This is a genomic window from Duganella radicis, from assembly GCF_009720825.1.
Classification (GTDB): Bacteria; Pseudomonadota; Gammaproteobacteria; order Burkholderiales; family Burkholderiaceae_D; genus Rugamonas; species Rugamonas radicis.
Genome location: NZ_WNKY01000043.1, coordinates 1 through 14428, shown reverse-complemented (window position 1 = coordinate 14428; position 14428 = coordinate 1). Strand labels below are relative to the sequence as shown.

The 14428-nt window shown below is 68.1% G+C and carries 16 protein-coding genes; 5 read left to right on the top strand and 11 right to left on the bottom strand.

Annotation, left to right across the window (positions count from 1 at the left end; all coding sequences use genetic code 11):
• Positions 1 to 11: 11 nt before the first annotated feature.
• The gene (locus GM676_RS25355; RefSeq protein WP_371866368.1) at positions 12 to 1052 is read right to left on the bottom strand and encodes an OmpA family protein; all 1041 of its coding nucleotides are present in this window, start codon (positions 1050 to 1052) and stop codon (positions 12 to 14) included.
• A gap of 373 nt (positions 1053 to 1425) precedes the next feature.
• Between GM676_RS25355 and GM676_RS25350 the strand changes: the two genes are divergently transcribed.
• The 3 genes from GM676_RS25350 (at position 1426) to GM676_RS25340 (ending at position 4364) form a co-directional block, all read left to right on the top strand.
• Entirely contained in the window at positions 1426 to 1965 is a 540-nt protein-coding gene (locus GM676_RS25350) for a winged helix-turn-helix domain-containing protein (protein WP_371866372.1), read from the top strand.
• Between the two features lie 92 nt (positions 1966 to 2057).
• Positions 2058 to 2930: a M90 family metallopeptidase gene (locus GM676_RS25345; RefSeq protein WP_155466989.1), complete on the top strand. Its 873-nt coding sequence runs from the start codon at positions 2058 to 2060 to the stop codon at positions 2928 to 2930.
• A gap of 102 nt (positions 2931 to 3032) precedes the next feature.
• The gene (locus GM676_RS25340) at positions 3033 to 4364 is read left to right on the top strand and encodes an ATP-binding protein (RefSeq protein WP_155466988.1); all 1332 of its coding nucleotides are present in this window, start codon (positions 3033 to 3035) and stop codon (positions 4362 to 4364) included.
• Here the strand turns inward: GM676_RS25340 and GM676_RS25335 are convergent.
• From GM676_RS25335 to GM676_RS25310, 6 genes are read right to left on the bottom strand one after another with little or no spacing between them, the layout of a single operon-like run.
• Complete coding sequence (locus GM676_RS25335) at positions 4354 to 4842, bottom strand: response regulator (protein WP_155466987.1); 489 nt, start codon at positions 4840 to 4842, stop codon at positions 4354 to 4356. The two genes, GM676_RS25340 and GM676_RS25335, sit on opposite strands and share 11 nt — an antisense overlap.
• Positions 4839 to 6173, bottom strand: a complete 1335-nt coding sequence (gene nosR / locus GM676_RS25330; RefSeq protein ID WP_155466986.1) for a response regulator c-di-GMP phosphodiesterase, NosR family — start codon at positions 6171 to 6173, stop codon at positions 4839 to 4841. Before nosR ends, GM676_RS25335 begins: the two co-directional genes overlap by 4 nt.
• Positions 6170 to 7645 (bottom strand): PAS domain-containing sensor histidine kinase, encoded by a 1476-nt coding sequence (locus tag GM676_RS25325; protein ID WP_155466985.1) that lies wholly within the window; start codon positions 7643 to 7645, stop codon positions 6170 to 6172. Before GM676_RS25325 ends, nosR begins: the two co-directional genes overlap by 4 nt.
• Positions 7642 to 8487 (bottom strand): HDOD domain-containing protein, encoded by an 846-nt coding sequence (locus GM676_RS25320; RefSeq protein WP_155466984.1) that lies wholly within the window; start codon positions 8485 to 8487, stop codon positions 7642 to 7644. Before GM676_RS25320 ends, GM676_RS25325 begins: the two co-directional genes overlap by 4 nt.
• Positions 8484 to 8819 carry a hypothetical protein gene (locus GM676_RS25315; protein WP_155466983.1) on the bottom strand — a complete coding sequence of 112 codons (336 nt, stop codon included), beginning with the start codon at positions 8817 to 8819 and terminating at the stop codon, positions 8484 to 8486. The genes GM676_RS25320 and GM676_RS25315 overlap by 4 nt, the downstream gene beginning before the upstream one ends.
• Positions 8794 to 10467 (bottom strand): EAL domain-containing protein, encoded by a 1674-nt coding sequence (locus tag GM676_RS25310; RefSeq protein ID WP_229262855.1) that lies wholly within the window; start codon positions 10465 to 10467, stop codon positions 8794 to 8796. The genes GM676_RS25315 and GM676_RS25310 overlap by 26 nt, the downstream gene beginning before the upstream one ends.
• A 191-nt stretch (positions 10468 to 10658) precedes the next feature.
• On the opposite strand from GM676_RS25310, the gene GM676_RS25305 reads away from it, so the two are divergent.
• Both GM676_RS25305 and GM676_RS25300 read left to right on the top strand, forming a co-directional pair.
• Positions 10659 to 11210, top strand: coding sequence for a glycine zipper domain-containing protein (locus GM676_RS25305; RefSeq protein WP_155466982.1), 552 nt, complete (start codon positions 10659 to 10661; stop codon positions 11208 to 11210).
• A gap of 139 nt (positions 11211 to 11349) precedes the next feature.
• Entirely contained in the window at positions 11350 to 11712 is a 363-nt protein-coding gene (locus GM676_RS25300; RefSeq protein ID WP_155466981.1) for a hypothetical protein, read from the top strand.
• On the opposite strand, the gene GM676_RS25295 is transcribed toward GM676_RS25300, so the two are convergent.
• The 4 genes from GM676_RS25295 to otnI all read right to left on the bottom strand — a co-directional run bounded on the left by GM676_RS25295 (position 11709) and on the right by otnI (position 14177).
• Positions 11709 to 12083 (bottom strand): TraR/DksA family transcriptional regulator, encoded by a 375-nt coding sequence (locus GM676_RS25295; RefSeq protein WP_155466980.1) that lies wholly within the window; start codon positions 12081 to 12083, stop codon positions 11709 to 11711. The genes GM676_RS25300 and GM676_RS25295 overlap by 4 nt on opposite strands.
• A gap of 45 nt (positions 12084 to 12128) precedes the next feature.
• Positions 12129 to 12551, bottom strand: a complete 423-nt coding sequence (locus GM676_RS25290) for a hypothetical protein (protein ID WP_155466979.1) — start codon at positions 12549 to 12551, stop codon at positions 12129 to 12131.
• The gene (locus GM676_RS25285) at positions 12548 to 13330 is read right to left on the bottom strand and encodes a hypothetical protein (protein ID WP_155466978.1); all 783 of its coding nucleotides are present in this window, start codon (positions 13328 to 13330) and stop codon (positions 12548 to 12550) included. The genes GM676_RS25290 and GM676_RS25285 overlap by 4 nt, the downstream gene beginning before the upstream one ends.
• A gap of 67 nt (positions 13331 to 13397) precedes the next feature.
• Positions 13398 to 14177: a 2-oxo-tetronate isomerase gene (gene otnI, locus GM676_RS25280; RefSeq protein WP_155466977.1), complete on the bottom strand. Its 780-nt coding sequence runs from the start codon at positions 14175 to 14177 to the stop codon at positions 13398 to 13400.
• Positions 14178 to 14428 lie beyond the last annotated feature (251 nt).

The window sequence follows — 14428 nt, the reverse complement described above, 5'->3', positions numbered from 1 at the left end:
GGCCCGCCGCTTTACTGCACCCGGCGCTCGATGGTGATCTGCTCCACCTCGACCCGGCGGTTCGGTTCCAGGCACTTGATCAGGTCGGCGCGCTTCTTGTCGTGGCACTCGACCACCGGATTGGCCTCGCCGCGGCCCTCGGCCTTCAGGCGGCTGGCGGCCACGCCCTTGCCGACCAAGTAGTCCTTGACCACGTTGGCGCGGCGCTCGGACAGTTTCTGGTTGTACTTCTCGCTGCCGAGGCGGTCGGCGTAGCCGCTGATCACCACGTCATTGATGCCGGTGTTGTTGTTGAGGACGTTGGCGATGTCGTCCAGCTTGGGCTGGTTCGGGTTGAGCTTGGCGCTGTCAAACGCGAACAGCTCGGTGGCCGACATGGTCACCTTCTCGAAGCGCGCCGGCGGCGGCGGCGGCGGGGCTGGCGGCGCCGGTGGCGGTGGCGGCGGTTCCTGCACCACCGGCGCTGGCGGCGGCGCCGGCGGGGCGGCGCGCGGCGGCGCGTTGAAGGCGATGTTCAGGCCGACGGTGGCGTAGTAGTTGTTGCTCTTGGAGTTGGGGAACTCGTCGCCGCGGATGAAGCCGTGCACATTGCGGAGGTCCGCTTGCAGCGCCACGCGCTCGCTCAGGTCGGCCTGGAAGCCGAGCCCGACGCTGGCGTAAGGCGAGGTTTTCTTGCGCTCGATATTGCCCAGCAGGTTGACCTTGTCGCGCTCGGCGCCGACGCCCACCAGGATGAAGGGACGGAAGCTTTTGCGCGAGAACAGGTAGAGGCCGTCGACGCCCAGCGTTTCCTGCTGATAGCGCTGGTTGTTTTCACGGGAGCGGGCATAGGTGTAGCCGGTCTGCACGTCCCAGTTTTCGCTCACGGCCTTGCCGAACTTCAGGCCGGCGCCGTAGCCGCGCTTGTCCACGCCGAAGTCGGAGTCGGGCTTGACGCCGTTCACGCTGGGCTGGATATACCACGATGGATTGATGACCGGATCTTGGGCCATGGCGGAACACGACGCACACAGGGCTGCGGCGGCGAGGGCAATCTTCTTGGATTTATTCACTGGTTAGCTCCCGTTTTTATTGAGAAATAATTGTTTCAAAAGCAGCAATGTTGTCGCATCGCTGTTGGACCGAAGATTAGGCGCGTTGGTGCGTTTTCACCGTTCGCTAGCGCACCAAACTTTGAGCTGTATCAAACCCGCCACATTTCCTGGAACTTAATTGAAACGCGCTTGTCCCAAGTTAAGGCAAAGAAGCCTCCACAATGTTCGTTGACGCACAGACCGGAACGCTGCGAGCGGGCATTCTTGACCCCAAGCCATTGAAATGTTTTTAAGGAGTGTTCCCATGCATGCAGCCAGCAAACAACAGACCATGGTCCAGAACGAGATGAAAGCCTCGCCGGACATGCAAGCCACCACGGCGCGTTTGACGATGATGGAGCGTTCCACACCGGCGCCGCTGGACCGCAAGCCCGGCCTGTCGATGGCGTCGATCGAACGCGTGCGTTCCACCTCGGCCACCCTGCGCCGCATCGAGAACATGCAAAAGCTGATCGCCGAGCTGACCCAGCACGAAATGCTGGCCGACGAAATCGCCTGGTTCCTGAAATTCTCGCCCTCGGGCGCCCGCAAATACATCCGCGACCTGCGCGAGGCCGGCGTGATCGAGCTGGCGCGCTACGTCGAAGGCACGGCCACCTATCTGGGCAAGGCGGTCTACCAGCTGACCCCCGACCCGGAGCGCATCGCCGCCTTCCTGGCCGCCATCGCCCAGCCGAAGCGCGAGGGCGCGCCGCCGCGCAAGGAACGTCCGGGCCTGCGCGAGCAAGCCATGGCCGGCAGCGGCCGCCACTTCCACATTCTGGCCGACGACACCCATTACGCCATCCGCGTCAACCGCGGCCCGGTGATGCGCGACCCGCTGGTGGCCGCCCTGTTCGGCACGCCGGCATCGCAACAAAAAGCGGAGTAAGCCCAGCCGCCGCAGGGGTAGGATGTTTGCGTATTGAAATGCAAACATGCAACCCCAACTATTCCGTCAAGACATGACACGGACGGCGGCATATGGAAGCTTTAATCTGGATAGGCCTGACGGCGCTGCTGATCGCGGCGCCTTTTCTGTATCCGCGCTGGCGCCTCCGGCGTGTGCTGGCCCGGCCCCTGCCCGCGGCGGCGGAGGCGGTGTTGCAGCGTAATATCCCCGTCTACCAACGCATGAGCCCGGACCTGCAACAGCAGCTGCGGCGCCTGGTGGTGCAATTCCTGCATCAGAAGAAATTCGTCGGCTGCGAGGGGCTGGCGGTGAGCGACGAGATGGCGGTCACCATCGCCGGCCAGGCCTGCCTGCTGTTGCTGAACCGCCCCAGCAAGGTGTATCCGGCCCTGCACACCATCCTGGTCTATCCCAGCGAGTTCGTGGCGCAGCGCGCCGAGGTGGGGCCGGGCGGGGTGGTCACGCCGGGCCGCCAAAGCATGCTGGGCGAATCGTGGGACGATGGCCGCGTGGTGCTGTCGTGGGACAATGTGCGGCGCGGCGCGGCCGACTGGACCGATGGCCACAATGTGGTGCTGCACGAATTCGCCCATCAGCTCGACAGCGAGTCGGGCCGCGCCAACGGCGCGCCGTATCTGGGCAATCCGGCCAGCTACAGCGAATGGTCGGAAGTGCTGTCGCGCGACTACCAGAACCTGCGCCTGCACGCCATGTACCGCCAGCAGACGGTGATGGACCCGTACGGCGCCACCAATCCGGCCGAATTCTTCGCGGTCGCCACCGAAACCTTTTTCGAGAAGCCGTACCAGATGGCCGGGCATCATCCCGCGCTGTATGCCGAGTTCCTCAAGTACTACCGGGTCGATCCGCGCGAATGGATGACGCCGCCGCCGGCGCCCGCGCCACCGGAGCCCGCCCCTTACGCCTATCTGCCCGGCTGGTGACGCCGCGCGAGATTGCGCGCGCGGCGAGGCAAACTAAGGCATAATCGGGAAAGCCGCCAGCGCCCACGGGGCGCGTGCCGGCCGTGCTGCGAGGCTATCGATATGCAATTTGAAGAGTTTGATTCTCTCATCGCCGACACCGCCAGCGCGCGCGCCACGCCGGCCGCCGCCGCGTCGCCGCTGGTGCGCTTGCAATACCTGGTCGACAACACGCCGGCCATCATCTATTGCACCGTGCCCAGCGGTGACTTCAAGATGACCTTTGTCAGTAACAACGCCTACAATGTGCTGGGCTACCGTCCCGAGCAGATGGTGGCCGACCCCAATTTCTGGTTCGACCACATCCATCCCGAGGATGCGCCGAATATCTTTTCCAGCCTGGCGCTGGTGTTCACCGAGGGCCAGCGCGCGTATGAATACCGCTTCCGCATCCACGACGGCAGCTATCTGTGGATGCACGACACGCTGCGCCTGATCCGCGACGAGCACGGCGCGCCGCTGGAGGTGATCGGCTCGCTGACCGACATCACCGAGCGCAAGCGCATGGAGGAGGATTTGCAGGCCAAGGGCGTGGAGCAGCAACAGCTGATCGCCGAGCTGCGCAACGCCCACGAGCAATTGCTGCAATCGGAAAAGATGGCCTCGATCGGCCAGCTGGCGGCCGGCATCGCCCACGAGATCAACAATCCGGTCGGCTTCGTCAATTCCAACATGGGCTCGCTCAAGAACTATGTCGGCACGCTGTTGCAGGTGATCGATCAATACGAGCAGGCCGCCGCGCCGCACCCCGCGCTGGCGGCGCAGCTGGCGGCGCTGCGGCGCCAGGCCGACCTGGAATTCCTGCGCGACGACGTGACCGACCTGGTGCGCGAATCGATGGACGGCCTCAAGCGGGTCAAGGACATCGTCCAGGCGCTCAAGGATTTTTCCCACGTGGGCGAGACCGAGTGGCAGGTGGCCGATCTGCACCACGGGCTGGACAGCACCCTCAACATCGTCAGCAACGAGATCAAGTACAAGGCCCGGGTCGAGAAGCGCTACGGCGTGCTGCCGCCGGTCACCTGCCTGGCCTCGCAGCTGAACCAGGTGTTCATGAACCTGCTGGTGAACGCGGCCCACGCGCTGCGCGAGCAGGGCGTGATCACCATCCGCACCGGGCTGGAGGCCGGCCCCGGCGGCCCCAAGGACCACTGGGTGTTCGTGGAGATCGGCGACAACGGCGTCGGCATCGCGCCGGAAAACCTGAACCGCATCTTCGAACCCTTCTTCACCACCAAGCCGGTCGGCAGCGGCACCGGGCTGGGGCTGTCGCTGTCGTATGGCATCGTCAACCGCCACGGCGGCCGCATCGAGGTGGCCTCGGTGCTGGGGCAGGGCACCCGCTTCACCGTGCACCTGCCGGTGCACCCGCCCGGCGCCGAGGCTAAAGGATGACCGAGCCGTCGGCGTCGCGCCGCACTTGCAGCAGGCCCGGTTCCTCGGCCTCCAGCCGCCGCGCCTCCAGCTCCTCGGCCGAGGGCGGCGGCACCAGGCTGGCGCGCAGCGCCAGCGCCTGGCGCACGTTCTGCTCCAGCTCGGCCGCGTCCCACGGCTTGCTCATGAAGCGGAACGCGGCCGCCTCGTTGATGGCGCTGACCACGGTGCCGTACTCGGTCGAGGCGCTCAGCATGATGCGCACGGTGCGCGGCGCCACGTCCTTGAGCACCTGCAACAGCTCGCCGCCGCTCATCTGCGGCATCAGGTAGTCGCAGATCACCAGATCGAACTCGCATTCGCAGATGCGCGCCAGGGCGTCGAAGGGATTGGCGTGGCGTTCGATCTCGGGCGGCTGCTCGCGCAGGATCTGGCGCAGCGCCCGCTCCAGCGCGGCCAGCACGTGGGGGTCGTCGTCGATCAGCAGGATCTTGCTCATGCGCCCTCCCGCGGGTTGCGCACCCAGATCGGCAGCCGGCCGCCGCTCTTGGTCTCGAAGTCCTGCACCTGCTGGATCATGCGCGCGTCCAGCACGTGGTCGACCGCCAGCAGCATCAGGCCGTCGCGGCTGACCAGGTCGCGCGCCAGCACCATGCCCGGCAGCAGCTCGCCGGACAGCACCTCCACCCCGGCGCCGCTGTCGGGCTGGGCGCCGTCGATGATCTGGCGGAACGCCGCTACCACGTGCGGGTCGTAGCGCTTGCCGCCGGCGTCGAGGATCAGCGACTTGGCCTCGTCGGCGCGCAGATGGCGCTGCACCATGGCGCCCTGTTGCAGATTGTAGTAGTCGGCCGCCAGCGCCAGGATGCGCGCGCCCAGCGGGATGGCCAGCCCGGCCAGGCCGTCCGGGAAGCCGTTGCCGTCGAAGCGTTCCAGCTGGCTGCGCAGGATGAGCGCGCTGCCGCGCAAGTCCTCCAGCGGCATCAGCAGTTCCTCGGCGCGCACCGGGTGCTTGCGGAACAGCGCCAAGGCGTCGCCGCGCAGCAGGGTCAGCGGCGTTTGCAGCATCTCGTCGGAAAAGCCGATCTTGCCGATGTCGTGCAGCAGGGCGGCGATGAACACGTCCTGGGCGTCGCGCCCCTCCAGCCCCAGCACGGCGGCCATCTTGCGCGCCAGGTCGGCCACCAGGCGCGCGTGGCCGGGCTGGTTGTGGGCGCGCAGCTCGATCATGCTGGAGAAGATCTTGATGGTGGTGACGAAGTTTTGCTTGAGCTTGGCGTTGGCGGCCACGGTGGCCTCGTGCTCGGTCTTGAGCTGGCGGGTGCGCTGCTCGACCTTGGCCTCCAGGCTCTGGTTGAGCGCCTTGAGTTCCTCGTTCTGGCGCAGCGTCAGCGCCTCCAGCCGCTGCTTGTCCTGCTCCAGCTGGCGCCGCTCCAGCGCGTGGCGCACCACCAGCAGCATGTCGCCGTCCTCCCACGGCTTGGTGATGTAGCGGTAGATCTCGCCGCAGTTGATGGCGTCCTGGATCGACTGGATGTCGGAGTAGCCGGTCAGCAGCAGGCGCAGGGTGTCCGGCCAGCGCTGCCGCACCTGGGCCAGGAACTGGGCGCCGTTCATTTCCGGCATGCGCATGTCGGAGATCACCAGGTCCACCGCCTGCTGTTCCAGCACGGCCAGTCCGGCGGCGCCGCTCTCGGCCAGCAGCACCCGGTAGCCGGCCGGGCGGAACAGGCGGCGCAGCGCCGCCAGGATGTTGGGTTCGTCGTCCACGCACAGCACGGTGGCTGGCGCGGCCTGGTCCGCCGGCGGCGGCTGCAGCATGCTGTTCATGGGGCCTCTGCGGCGCCGGGGCCGGGCTGGCGCACCGGCAGCCAGACGCGGAAGCGGCTGCCGGCGCCGGGCGCGGTGTCGACCTCGATGCGGCCGCCGTGCTTGCGCACGATGCCGTAGGCCAGCGACAGGCCCAGCCCGGTGCCCTGGCCGACCGCCTTGGTGGTGAAGAAGGGATCGAAGATGCGCGCCAGCACCTCGGGCGCGATGCCGCTGCCGTTGTCGGCCACCTCCAGCCACACCTGGTCGGGGTCGGCGCTGCCGGTGCGCACGGTGATGCGGCCGCGCTGCGCGCCGATGGCGTGGGCCGCGTTCACCACCAGGTTCATCACCACCTGGTTGATTTGCAGCGGCAGGCACTGGATGTCGGGGATGTCGCCGTAGTCCTTGACCACGTCGGCCTTGTACTTGACCTCGTTGCTGACGATGTTCAGGGTGGAGTCGATGCCGCGGTGCAGATTGGCCCACACCCATTCCTGGTTGCTGTCGACGCGCGAGAAGTCTTTGAGGTCCTGGACGATGTGGCGCACCCGCACGATGCCCTCGCGCGACTCGGCCATCAGCGCCGGCACGTCCTGGCGCAGGAAGTCGAGGTCGATGCGCTGGCGTTGCTCGCGCAGCGCGGCGGCGGCGGCCGGGGCGGCGTCGGCCAGCGCGGCCTCGGCGCCCTGGTAGGCGTCCAGCATGGCGAACAGCTGGTCGAGATAGCCTTGCAGGGTGCTGAAGTTGGAGAAGATGTAGCCGACCGGATTGTTGATCTCGTGCGCCACGCCGGCCGCCAGCTGGCCGATCGAGGCCAGCTTGTCGGCCTGCACCAGCTGCTGCTGGGCGCGCGAGAGCTGGTCGTTGAGCGCGGTCAGCTCCAGGTTGCTGCGGCGTAGCTCGGCCTCGGCCTGGTGGCGCTGGCGTATGTCTTCCTGCAACTGCTCGTTCATGTCGGCCAGCTGGGCGGTGCGCTTGTGCACCACGTGCTCCAGGTTGTCGTAGGCGCGGCGCAGGGCGTTTTCCGCCACCCGCCGCTCGGTGACGTCGCGCAGGGTCTCGATCGCGCCCACCACCTGGCCGCGGCTGTCGCGCAGCGGCGCGGCGGTGAAGTGCAGCCAGTGGCCGCCCGCGCCCAGGTTGGGGAAGAAGTCCTCGGCCTCGTAGGCGCCGGGGATCAGGGCGCAGGGACGGTATTTCTCGCCGTAGTGGCGCGGCAGCTGCTCGGGCTGGTTGTCGACGATCAGGTCGGCCAGCAGCGGCCGCGCGCGCGGGTAGAAGGCTTGCCAGTGGTGGTCGGTGCCGATCATGTCGGCCTTGCTCCAGCCCAGCAGGTGCTCGCAGGCGCGGTTCCAGTGGGTGACCACGTGGCGGGTGTCGATGGCGAAGGTGGCGACCGGATGGCCGTCGAAGAACTCCGACAGGGCGATGTCGCCGATGTCGCTGTGCGCGGACAGCAGGGCGGGGGCGGAGGTGGCGGCGGGCTTCATGGCGGCAGCATCTGGCACATGTCGTGGTACAGCTGTTCGGTTTCGTGGAACACCCGGGTGCAGGCCGCCGTGCTCAGGTCCAGCGCCTGCCACGCCGCCAGCGACAGCGGCGGCGCCTGGTCGTCCTCGCGCTCGCTCAGGTCGAGCGCGTGGGCCATGGCGTTGGCCAGGTGGATCAGGGTGGCCAGCGGCGGCTGCATGCCGGGCGGCGTGGGCGGCGGCGGCCGGTGGTGCTCGGCCACCGCCGCCAGGATGGCCGGCGGGAATTTCCAATGGGCCGCCAGCGCGCTGCCGACCGCCGCGTGGTCGACGCCAAACACCGCCAGCTGGGCGGTGGCGCTGTCGCAGTCGTGCTGGCGCTGGTAGGCGATGACTTGCTGGTACTGCTGCGGGAAGCGGGTGGCCAGCACCAGCGTGCCGAGGTCGTGCAGCAGGCCGGCGATGAAGGCGGTGTCGGCGTTGATGCGGCAATACGGCGCCAGCACGCGCGCGCACACCGCGCTGGCCATGGCGTGGCGCCAGAAGGCCGGGAAGTCGAGGCCGCTGGCGGGCGCCGGCGTGAAGCTGCCGGTCAGCGCGCACGCGGTCACCAGCGTGCGGATGCTGTGGAAGCCCAGCACCGACACCGCCTGGTGGATGGTGGTGACCTTGGACGGCAGGCCGTAGAACGAGGAATTGGCCAGCCGCAGCGTCTTGGCGGTGAGCGCCTGGTCGAGCGTGATCTTGGCGGCCAGCGCGTGGGTGTCGAGGTCTTCCTGCTCCATGCTGACCAGCAGTTCGCTGACCACGGCCGGCAGCGAGGGTAGGTCGCGCACCGCCTTGCTGATGGCGTCCGGGCTCATGGCTGCTCCTGGCGGTAGATGCGCAGCTGCGCCAGCAAGGCCTGGCTGCCGGCATGCTCGCCGCAGTGGCGGAACAGGTGCTCCAGCCGCCGCAGGCGCTGTTCGCGCCGCAGCGCCAGCGCGGCCGGATCTTCGGCCTCCTGCTGGTCGTCGCGCCACACCACGCAGCGCTCGACGCCGCGGCGGCGCAGCGCCGCCAGCATGGCGGTGGTCAGCGCGGCGTCCTGCGGCAGCAGCACGCTGCCGTTGGCGTCGAGCAGGGCGGCGGCCAGCGTCATGCCGGCGGCCGCCTGGTCCAGCGCGATCTCACTGGTCTTGCCGGCATGGCGCATGGTCGGACTCCATTTTGCTGAGGGTGAGCAGGCTGCCGCGCGAGGCCGACTCGGCCCCCATCGGATAGCACAGCACGGCGTAGCGCTGGCCGCCCACGCGCGCCACGTGCTGGCCGGCGGCGGTGGCGGCGCCGTCGCCGTCGCTGAACAGCTCGGGCAGCACGCTGCCGGCCTCGCTGCCAAGCAGGCTGCCGTGCGGCTCGAACAGGCGGGCGCCGGCGGCGTTGATGAAGGCGATCATGCCGGCGTCGTCGAGGCCGATCACCGGCAGGGGCAGGTGCTGGAGCACCTCGCGCGCGACGTTGAGGCTGACCTCGTCGCGGCTGATCTGGCGCTGCTTTTCGTGCAGCAGCTGCTCCATGCGGCGGTTGGCGGCGGCCAGTTCCTGGTTGGCGGTGCGCACCTCCAGGTGCAGGCGGCGGTTGTCGTCGGCGATTTCCTTGACGCGGAAGGCGTCGGCGATGTGGCTGCGCAGCTGCTCGTCATCCCAGGGCTTGGTCAGGAATTTGTAGATCGCGCCCTCGTTGACGGCGTCGGTCACCGATTGCAGCTCGGTGTAGCCGGACAGCATGATGCGGATCGAGTCGGGCGCCAGCTGGCGCGCCTTGCGCAGGAAGTCGGCGCCCAGCATGCCGGGCATGCGCTGGTCGGAGACGATCACGTCGACCGGCTGGCGCCCCAGCACCTCCAGCCCCTGCGGGCCGTCGTTGGCGGTGTGGATCTCGTAGTGGTCGGCGCGCAGCAAGCGGCGCAGCGCCGACACGATGTTGGGCTCGTCGTCCACCAGCAGCAGCCGGCGCGGCGGCTTGTGCATGCGCAGCAGGTGCGGCGGCAGCGCCGGGCCGCCGTCCAGCCAGCGTTGCAGCTCGGCTGGCGCCATCGGCGGGGCGAAGAAGAAGCCCTGGATCTGGTCGCACATATTGCGGCGCAGGAAGTCGCACTGGCCCTCGGTCTCCACCCCCTCGGCCACCACCTTCATGCCGAGGTGGTGGGCCATGTCGATGATGCTGCGCGACATGGCGGCGTCGCTGCTGCTGGTGACCACCCTGCGGATGAAGTCGGCGTCGATCTTGATGGCGTCGAAGGGATAGCGCTTGAGATCGGCCAGCGAGGCGTGGCCGGTGCCGAAGTCGTCCAGCGTCAGGCACAGGCCGCGCTGCTTGAAGCCGGCCAGCACCTGGTCGCAGGCGGCGCCGGCCTGGGTCAGCGCGGTCTCGGTGATCTCCAGGCTGAGGGCGTCGGCGGCCACCGCGTACTGGTCGAGCGTGGCGGCGACGTCGGCGCCAAAGTGCGGGTCGAGGAACTGGCTGGTGGCGACGTTGATCGCCACCTTGAGCTGGGGCCGCCCGCTGTGGCGCCAGCTGCGCAGGTCGCCGCAGGCGTGCCGCAACACCCAGTGGCCGATGGCGGCGGTCTGGCCGGCGGCGTCGGCCTGGGCCAGGAATTCCTGCGCCGACAGCAGGCCCAGCTCGGGATGCTGCCAGCGCACCAGCGCCTCCAGGCTGACCACGGCGCCGCTTTGCAGATCCACCAGCGGCTGGTAGAGCAGCAGCAACTGGTCTTCCGCCAGCGCGCGCGCCAGCGCCGCGTCCAGCCGGACGCCGCTCAGCGGGGATGGCAAACCGGGCTGTTGCATGAGCTGGTTCATCGGCGCTCCTATCAAGACGCAAGCAGGCGGACGGGGGGCAGTGCAGGTTGATTATAAAACCATTGATGTTATTTGCTCGCACGAATCAAGCGCGGCCCGCCGCGCCGATGCCGCGCGGTCGTGCGCGAGCGCACGGAAAGCCCGCCGTGAAAGGCGGCATACTGTGGTTATCATTTAAACGGGAGTAGACCATGAGCATCATTATCGCGGGCCATTTCCAGTTGCAAGATGAAATCGCCGATGCGCGGCTGGCGTTGCTGGATGCCGGTTTCGCCGCCGCGCGCATCAGTTCCTTCTACGTCAATCCGCCCGGCCAGCACGATGTGTACGAGCTCGGCGGCGACCATGACAAATCGCCCGGCGCCCGCGAAAGCGACGAGGGCGTGGTCAAGGGCGGCGCCACCGGGGCGGTGGCCGGCGCCGTGGTGGGCGCCGCCACCATTCCCGTGACCGGGCCGGTGGGGCCGGTGGTGGGGGCGCTGGTGGGCGCGCACGTGGGATCGCTGTACAGCCTGCACAAGATGAAGGAGGCGGGCGAGCCGGACAAGGATGGCAGCAACCAGCAGGCGCCGCGCAAGTCGGGCATGCTGATCGCCGTGGCGGTGGACGACGCGGCGCACGAGCAGCGCGCGCTGGAAGTGCTGCGCCGCCTCGGCGCGCGCGACATCGAACGGGCCGAGGGCAGCATCAGCGGCGGCGACTGGCGCGATTTCGATCCCAATTCGCTGCCGGTCCTGCTGTAGGGCGGGGCGCCGTGCCGGCCGCCGATCCCGCCGATTCCGCTGTCGCTTGCCGCTGTTGCTTATCCGAGACGATGCTATTGCGCTGAGCAATTTTCGGTATGATAGCCGCTACACACCAACCGAAGAGCGGGAGGCGGCAATGACACAGGCATGGCTAGTGCTCACTCGTCCGGACGGGCGCGATGTGACGGCGCCGTCCGAGGCCCAGATGGCGGCCGCCCTGGCCGACGTCTATGACGGCAAGGTGCTGGCCGCGGATGGCGGTCCCGGCAGTGCAGTGCTGCGCTTCGGTTACGACGATGGCCTGATGTACGAGATGGAAGTGTCGGGCGGCGGCGCGGTGCGCTTTGCCGAATGGTCGGACCGCGATTGCGAGATCGCGCTGGCCGCGCCGCGCACCATGACCGTGGCCAGGCCGGCCGACGCCTTGCAGCTGTGGCGCCTGATGGCGCAGCGGCAGGTGGCGAAAATCCGCAATCAACCGTGGCTGTCGGACGATTAAGGCCGGCGCCGCTCCAGCCGCGTCTGGCAATTGATGCAGAAGCGCGCTTCCGGGCGCGCGTTCAGGCGCGAGTAGCCGATGGCCTCGCCGCAGCTCTCGCACAAGCCATAACTTTGCTGGTCGAACCGGGCCAGCGCGTGGCGCACGATGTCGAGCTGGCGCGCCGTGTGGGTGGCCGCCTCGTGCACGGCCGCGTGCAGCGTGCGCTGGCTGGCGTTGTCGGCCGGCGAGGCCTCGGCCACGTGCGGCAGCGGCAGGCGCAGGTCGGTGCCGCGGTCCAGATCGTCCGCCAGCTGGCTGAGCAGGGCGGCGCGCGCGCGTTCCAGCCGCGCCTGCAAGCCACGCCATTGTTGGTCGTCCAGTCCGTTCATGCTGATGCTCCTTAGGGCATTGGACCGGTGCGACGGCGTTTCGTTCTACAGTGCGTCCAGATGGTGCTTGAGTTTTTCCAGCGGCTGCACGAGCTTGTCCGGCTTGCCGGTGGCCACGGCCGCGCCCAGCGACAGCAGCTCGGCGGCCAGATCGACCAGATCCTTGATGCGGTCTATCTTATCGATTTTTTGCCGGGCGCGCGCGGTCAGGTCCAACAGTGCCTGCTGTTGCGGCGCGAGGCCGCTGGCGGCCAGTCTGGCGGCGTCGAGGTAAAGGCCGTTGGCGCGCTGGCGCAGCGTCACCTCGTCGTCAAACAGTGCCTGCGCCACCTCCTGGGACACGGCCGGCGCACCGCCCGGCGCCGGCTGGCGCAGGGCGCGCATCAGACGCGCGTGCAGGGCGTCGGCGCAGGCCGACAGGTGATCGGCCAGGGCTTCATAGCGGGCTTGCTGGGCGGGATCGCTCATGGCTGCTCCTTGGTTTCAGGCGGGATTTGCGCCACCAGCGCGCGGTGTTGTTGCTCGATCGCGTCCAGATGCTTGCGCGCCAGCGTGTAACGCAGGCCGACCAGGCGGAACTCGGCCTGCTTGTCCTGCTGCTGCGCGCGCGCCAGGGCCAGCAGCAGCCGCTCGCGTTTGGGATCGAGGAAGGGGATTTCACTGTCCAGCATGCCGAGCACGATTTTCTGTTCATTGTCGCTGCTCTTGTCGTACAGGCGCAGCAGGGTGCGCATGGCGTCCAGCACATCCTGCACCGGCTGCCGGCCGTCGCGCAGCAGGTCGTTGACGGCGCCCTCCTGCAAGTTGCGGGTGAGGCCGCGCGTGACCAGCCGCGTCAGGCCGGCGAAGGCGCTGACGTGGCGGTCGTCCAGGCCGGAACCGGGCCAGGCCTTGACGCCGCCGCCGAGATTTTTCACCTGGTCCTCCAGGTCGTACTGGTTGTCGCCGGCCAGCTTGCCCAGCGTTTGCATATAAGCCTGCAAGCCGTATTGCAGCTTGACGAAATCGTCGCAGGCCTGCTGGCGGGCGGCGTTGAGCTGCTGTTCGCGGGCGTCGGCCTCGGGCGAGAGATAGGGCTGCTCGCGCTGATAGGTGTTGCGGTAGCGCTCGGTCAACTCGTGATAGGCGCCGAGCTTGGGCGACTCGGCGGCAAAGGCGCGCACCTCGGCCATGCGCGGCGTGCTGCTGGCGCAGCCGCTCAGGATGGCCAGCAGGCCGAGGATCAAAAACAGGCGGGATAGTTTCATGGGCACTCCGCGGTGGATGGGACGATTGTTGCCTCTGGTGAATATTCGCGTGTTGCGCGGGCGCAGACTATGTGGTCAGCGCCGCTCGCCAGCCGAGGCCGGCGTCGGTGCCGTTGGCCGGGTGGTATTCGCAGCCGAGCCAGCCGTCGTAGCCGATCTGGTCGAGGAAGGCGAACAGGTGGCGGTAATTGATCTCGCCGGTGCCGGGTTCGTGGCGGCCGGGCGTGTCGGCGATCTGCATATGCCGGATCAGCGGCAGGTGGGCCTGGATGGTGTTGGACAGCTCGCCCTCCATGCGCTGCATGTGATAGATGTCGTATTGCAGGAACAGGTTGGGGCAGGCCGCCGCGCGGATCAGGTCCAGCGCCTGGCTGCTGCGGTTCAGGAAGTAGCCGGGCATGTCGTAGTGATTGATCGGCTCGATCAGCAGGTTGATGCCGGCCGGTGCCAGCGTTTGGGCGGCGTGGCGCAGATTGGCCAGGTAAGTGGCGCGGGCTTGTTCCAGGGGGATGCCGGGCGGCACCTTGCCGGCCATGCAGTGGACTTGTTTGACGCCCAGGGCCTGGGCGTAGCGCAGGGCCAGCGCGACGCTGGCGTGGAATTCCCCGACGCGGTCCGGGTGGCAGGCCATGCCGCGCTCGCCGGCATCCCAATCGCCCGGCGGCAGATTGAACAGCACCAGCTGGAGCTGGTGCTGGCGCAGCTGCGCGGCGATCTGTTCGGGTTCGAAGGCGTAGGGGAAGAGGAATTCGACGGCGTCAAAGCCGGCCTGGCGGGCTCGGGCGAAGCGCTCCAGAAAAGGCGCTTCGGTGTACAGCATGGACAGATTGGCGGCGAACTTGGGCATGAAGGATGGCGGTCGATGGGCGATTCGCTATCCTAATCCAAAATCCGGGGTCAGGTCCTCCAATTGAACACGGCCCCGGCCGTAGCGTGATGCTATAGCCGGGGCCGTGTTGAAATGGAGGACCTGACCCCGGAGTTTGACCCCGGAGTTTTGACTCCGGAGTTTTAGCGGCCGCGGCCGCCGGAGCGGTGCTGGGCGGCGCTGCCGCCGCCGTTGCCGCGCGCCGGATTGCCGTTGCGTGGCGCGCCGCC

What these genes read in the sequence shown, in the direction of transcription:
- GM676_RS25350 (WP_371866372.1), top strand. Translation starts at nt 1,426, where the DNA reads ATGATGGAGCGTTCCACACCGGCGCCGCTGGACCGCAAGCCCGGCCTG.
- GM676_RS25345 (WP_155466989.1), top strand. Translation starts at nt 2,058, where the DNA reads ATGGAAGCTTTAATCTGGATAGGCCTGACGGCGCTGCTGATCGCGGCG.
- GM676_RS25340 (WP_155466988.1), top strand. Translation starts at nt 3,033, where the DNA reads ATGCAATTTGAAGAGTTTGATTCTCTCATCGCCGACACCGCCAGCGCG.
- GM676_RS25335 (WP_155466987.1), bottom strand. Translation starts at nt 4,842, where the DNA reads ATGAGCAAGATCCTGCTGATCGACGACGACCCCCACGTGCTGGCCGCG.
- nosR (WP_155466986.1), bottom strand. Translation starts at nt 6,173, where the DNA reads ATGAACAGCATGCTGCAGCCGCCGCCGGCGGACCAGGCCGCGCCAGCC.
- GM676_RS25325 (WP_155466985.1), bottom strand. Translation starts at nt 7,645, where the DNA reads ATGAAGCCCGCCGCCACCTCCGCCCCCGCCCTGCTGTCCGCGCACAGC.
- GM676_RS25320 (WP_155466984.1), bottom strand. Translation starts at nt 8,487, where the DNA reads ATGAGCCCGGACGCCATCAGCAAGGCGGTGCGCGACCTACCCTCGCTG.
- GM676_RS25315 (WP_155466983.1), bottom strand. Translation starts at nt 8,819, where the DNA reads ATGCGCCATGCCGGCAAGACCAGTGAGATCGCGCTGGACCAGGCGGCC.
- GM676_RS25310 (WP_229262855.1), bottom strand. Translation starts at nt 10,467, where the DNA reads ATGAACCAGCTCATGCAACAGCCCGGTTTGCCATCCCCGCTGAGCGGC.
- GM676_RS25305 (WP_155466982.1), top strand. Translation starts at nt 10,659, where the DNA reads ATGAGCATCATTATCGCGGGCCATTTCCAGTTGCAAGATGAAATCGCC.
- GM676_RS25300 (WP_155466981.1), top strand. Translation starts at nt 11,350, where the DNA reads ATGACACAGGCATGGCTAGTGCTCACTCGTCCGGACGGGCGCGATGTG.
- GM676_RS25295 (WP_155466980.1), bottom strand. Translation starts at nt 12,083, where the DNA reads ATGAACGGACTGGACGACCAACAATGGCGTGGCTTGCAGGCGCGGCTG.
- GM676_RS25290 (WP_155466979.1), bottom strand. Translation starts at nt 12,551, where the DNA reads ATGAGCGATCCCGCCCAGCAAGCCCGCTATGAAGCCCTGGCCGATCAC.
- GM676_RS25285 (WP_155466978.1), bottom strand. Translation starts at nt 13,330, where the DNA reads ATGAAACTATCCCGCCTGTTTTTGATCCTCGGCCTGCTGGCCATCCTG.
- otnI (WP_155466977.1), bottom strand. Translation starts at nt 14,177, where the DNA reads ATGCCCAAGTTCGCCGCCAATCTGTCCATGCTGTACACCGAAGCGCCT.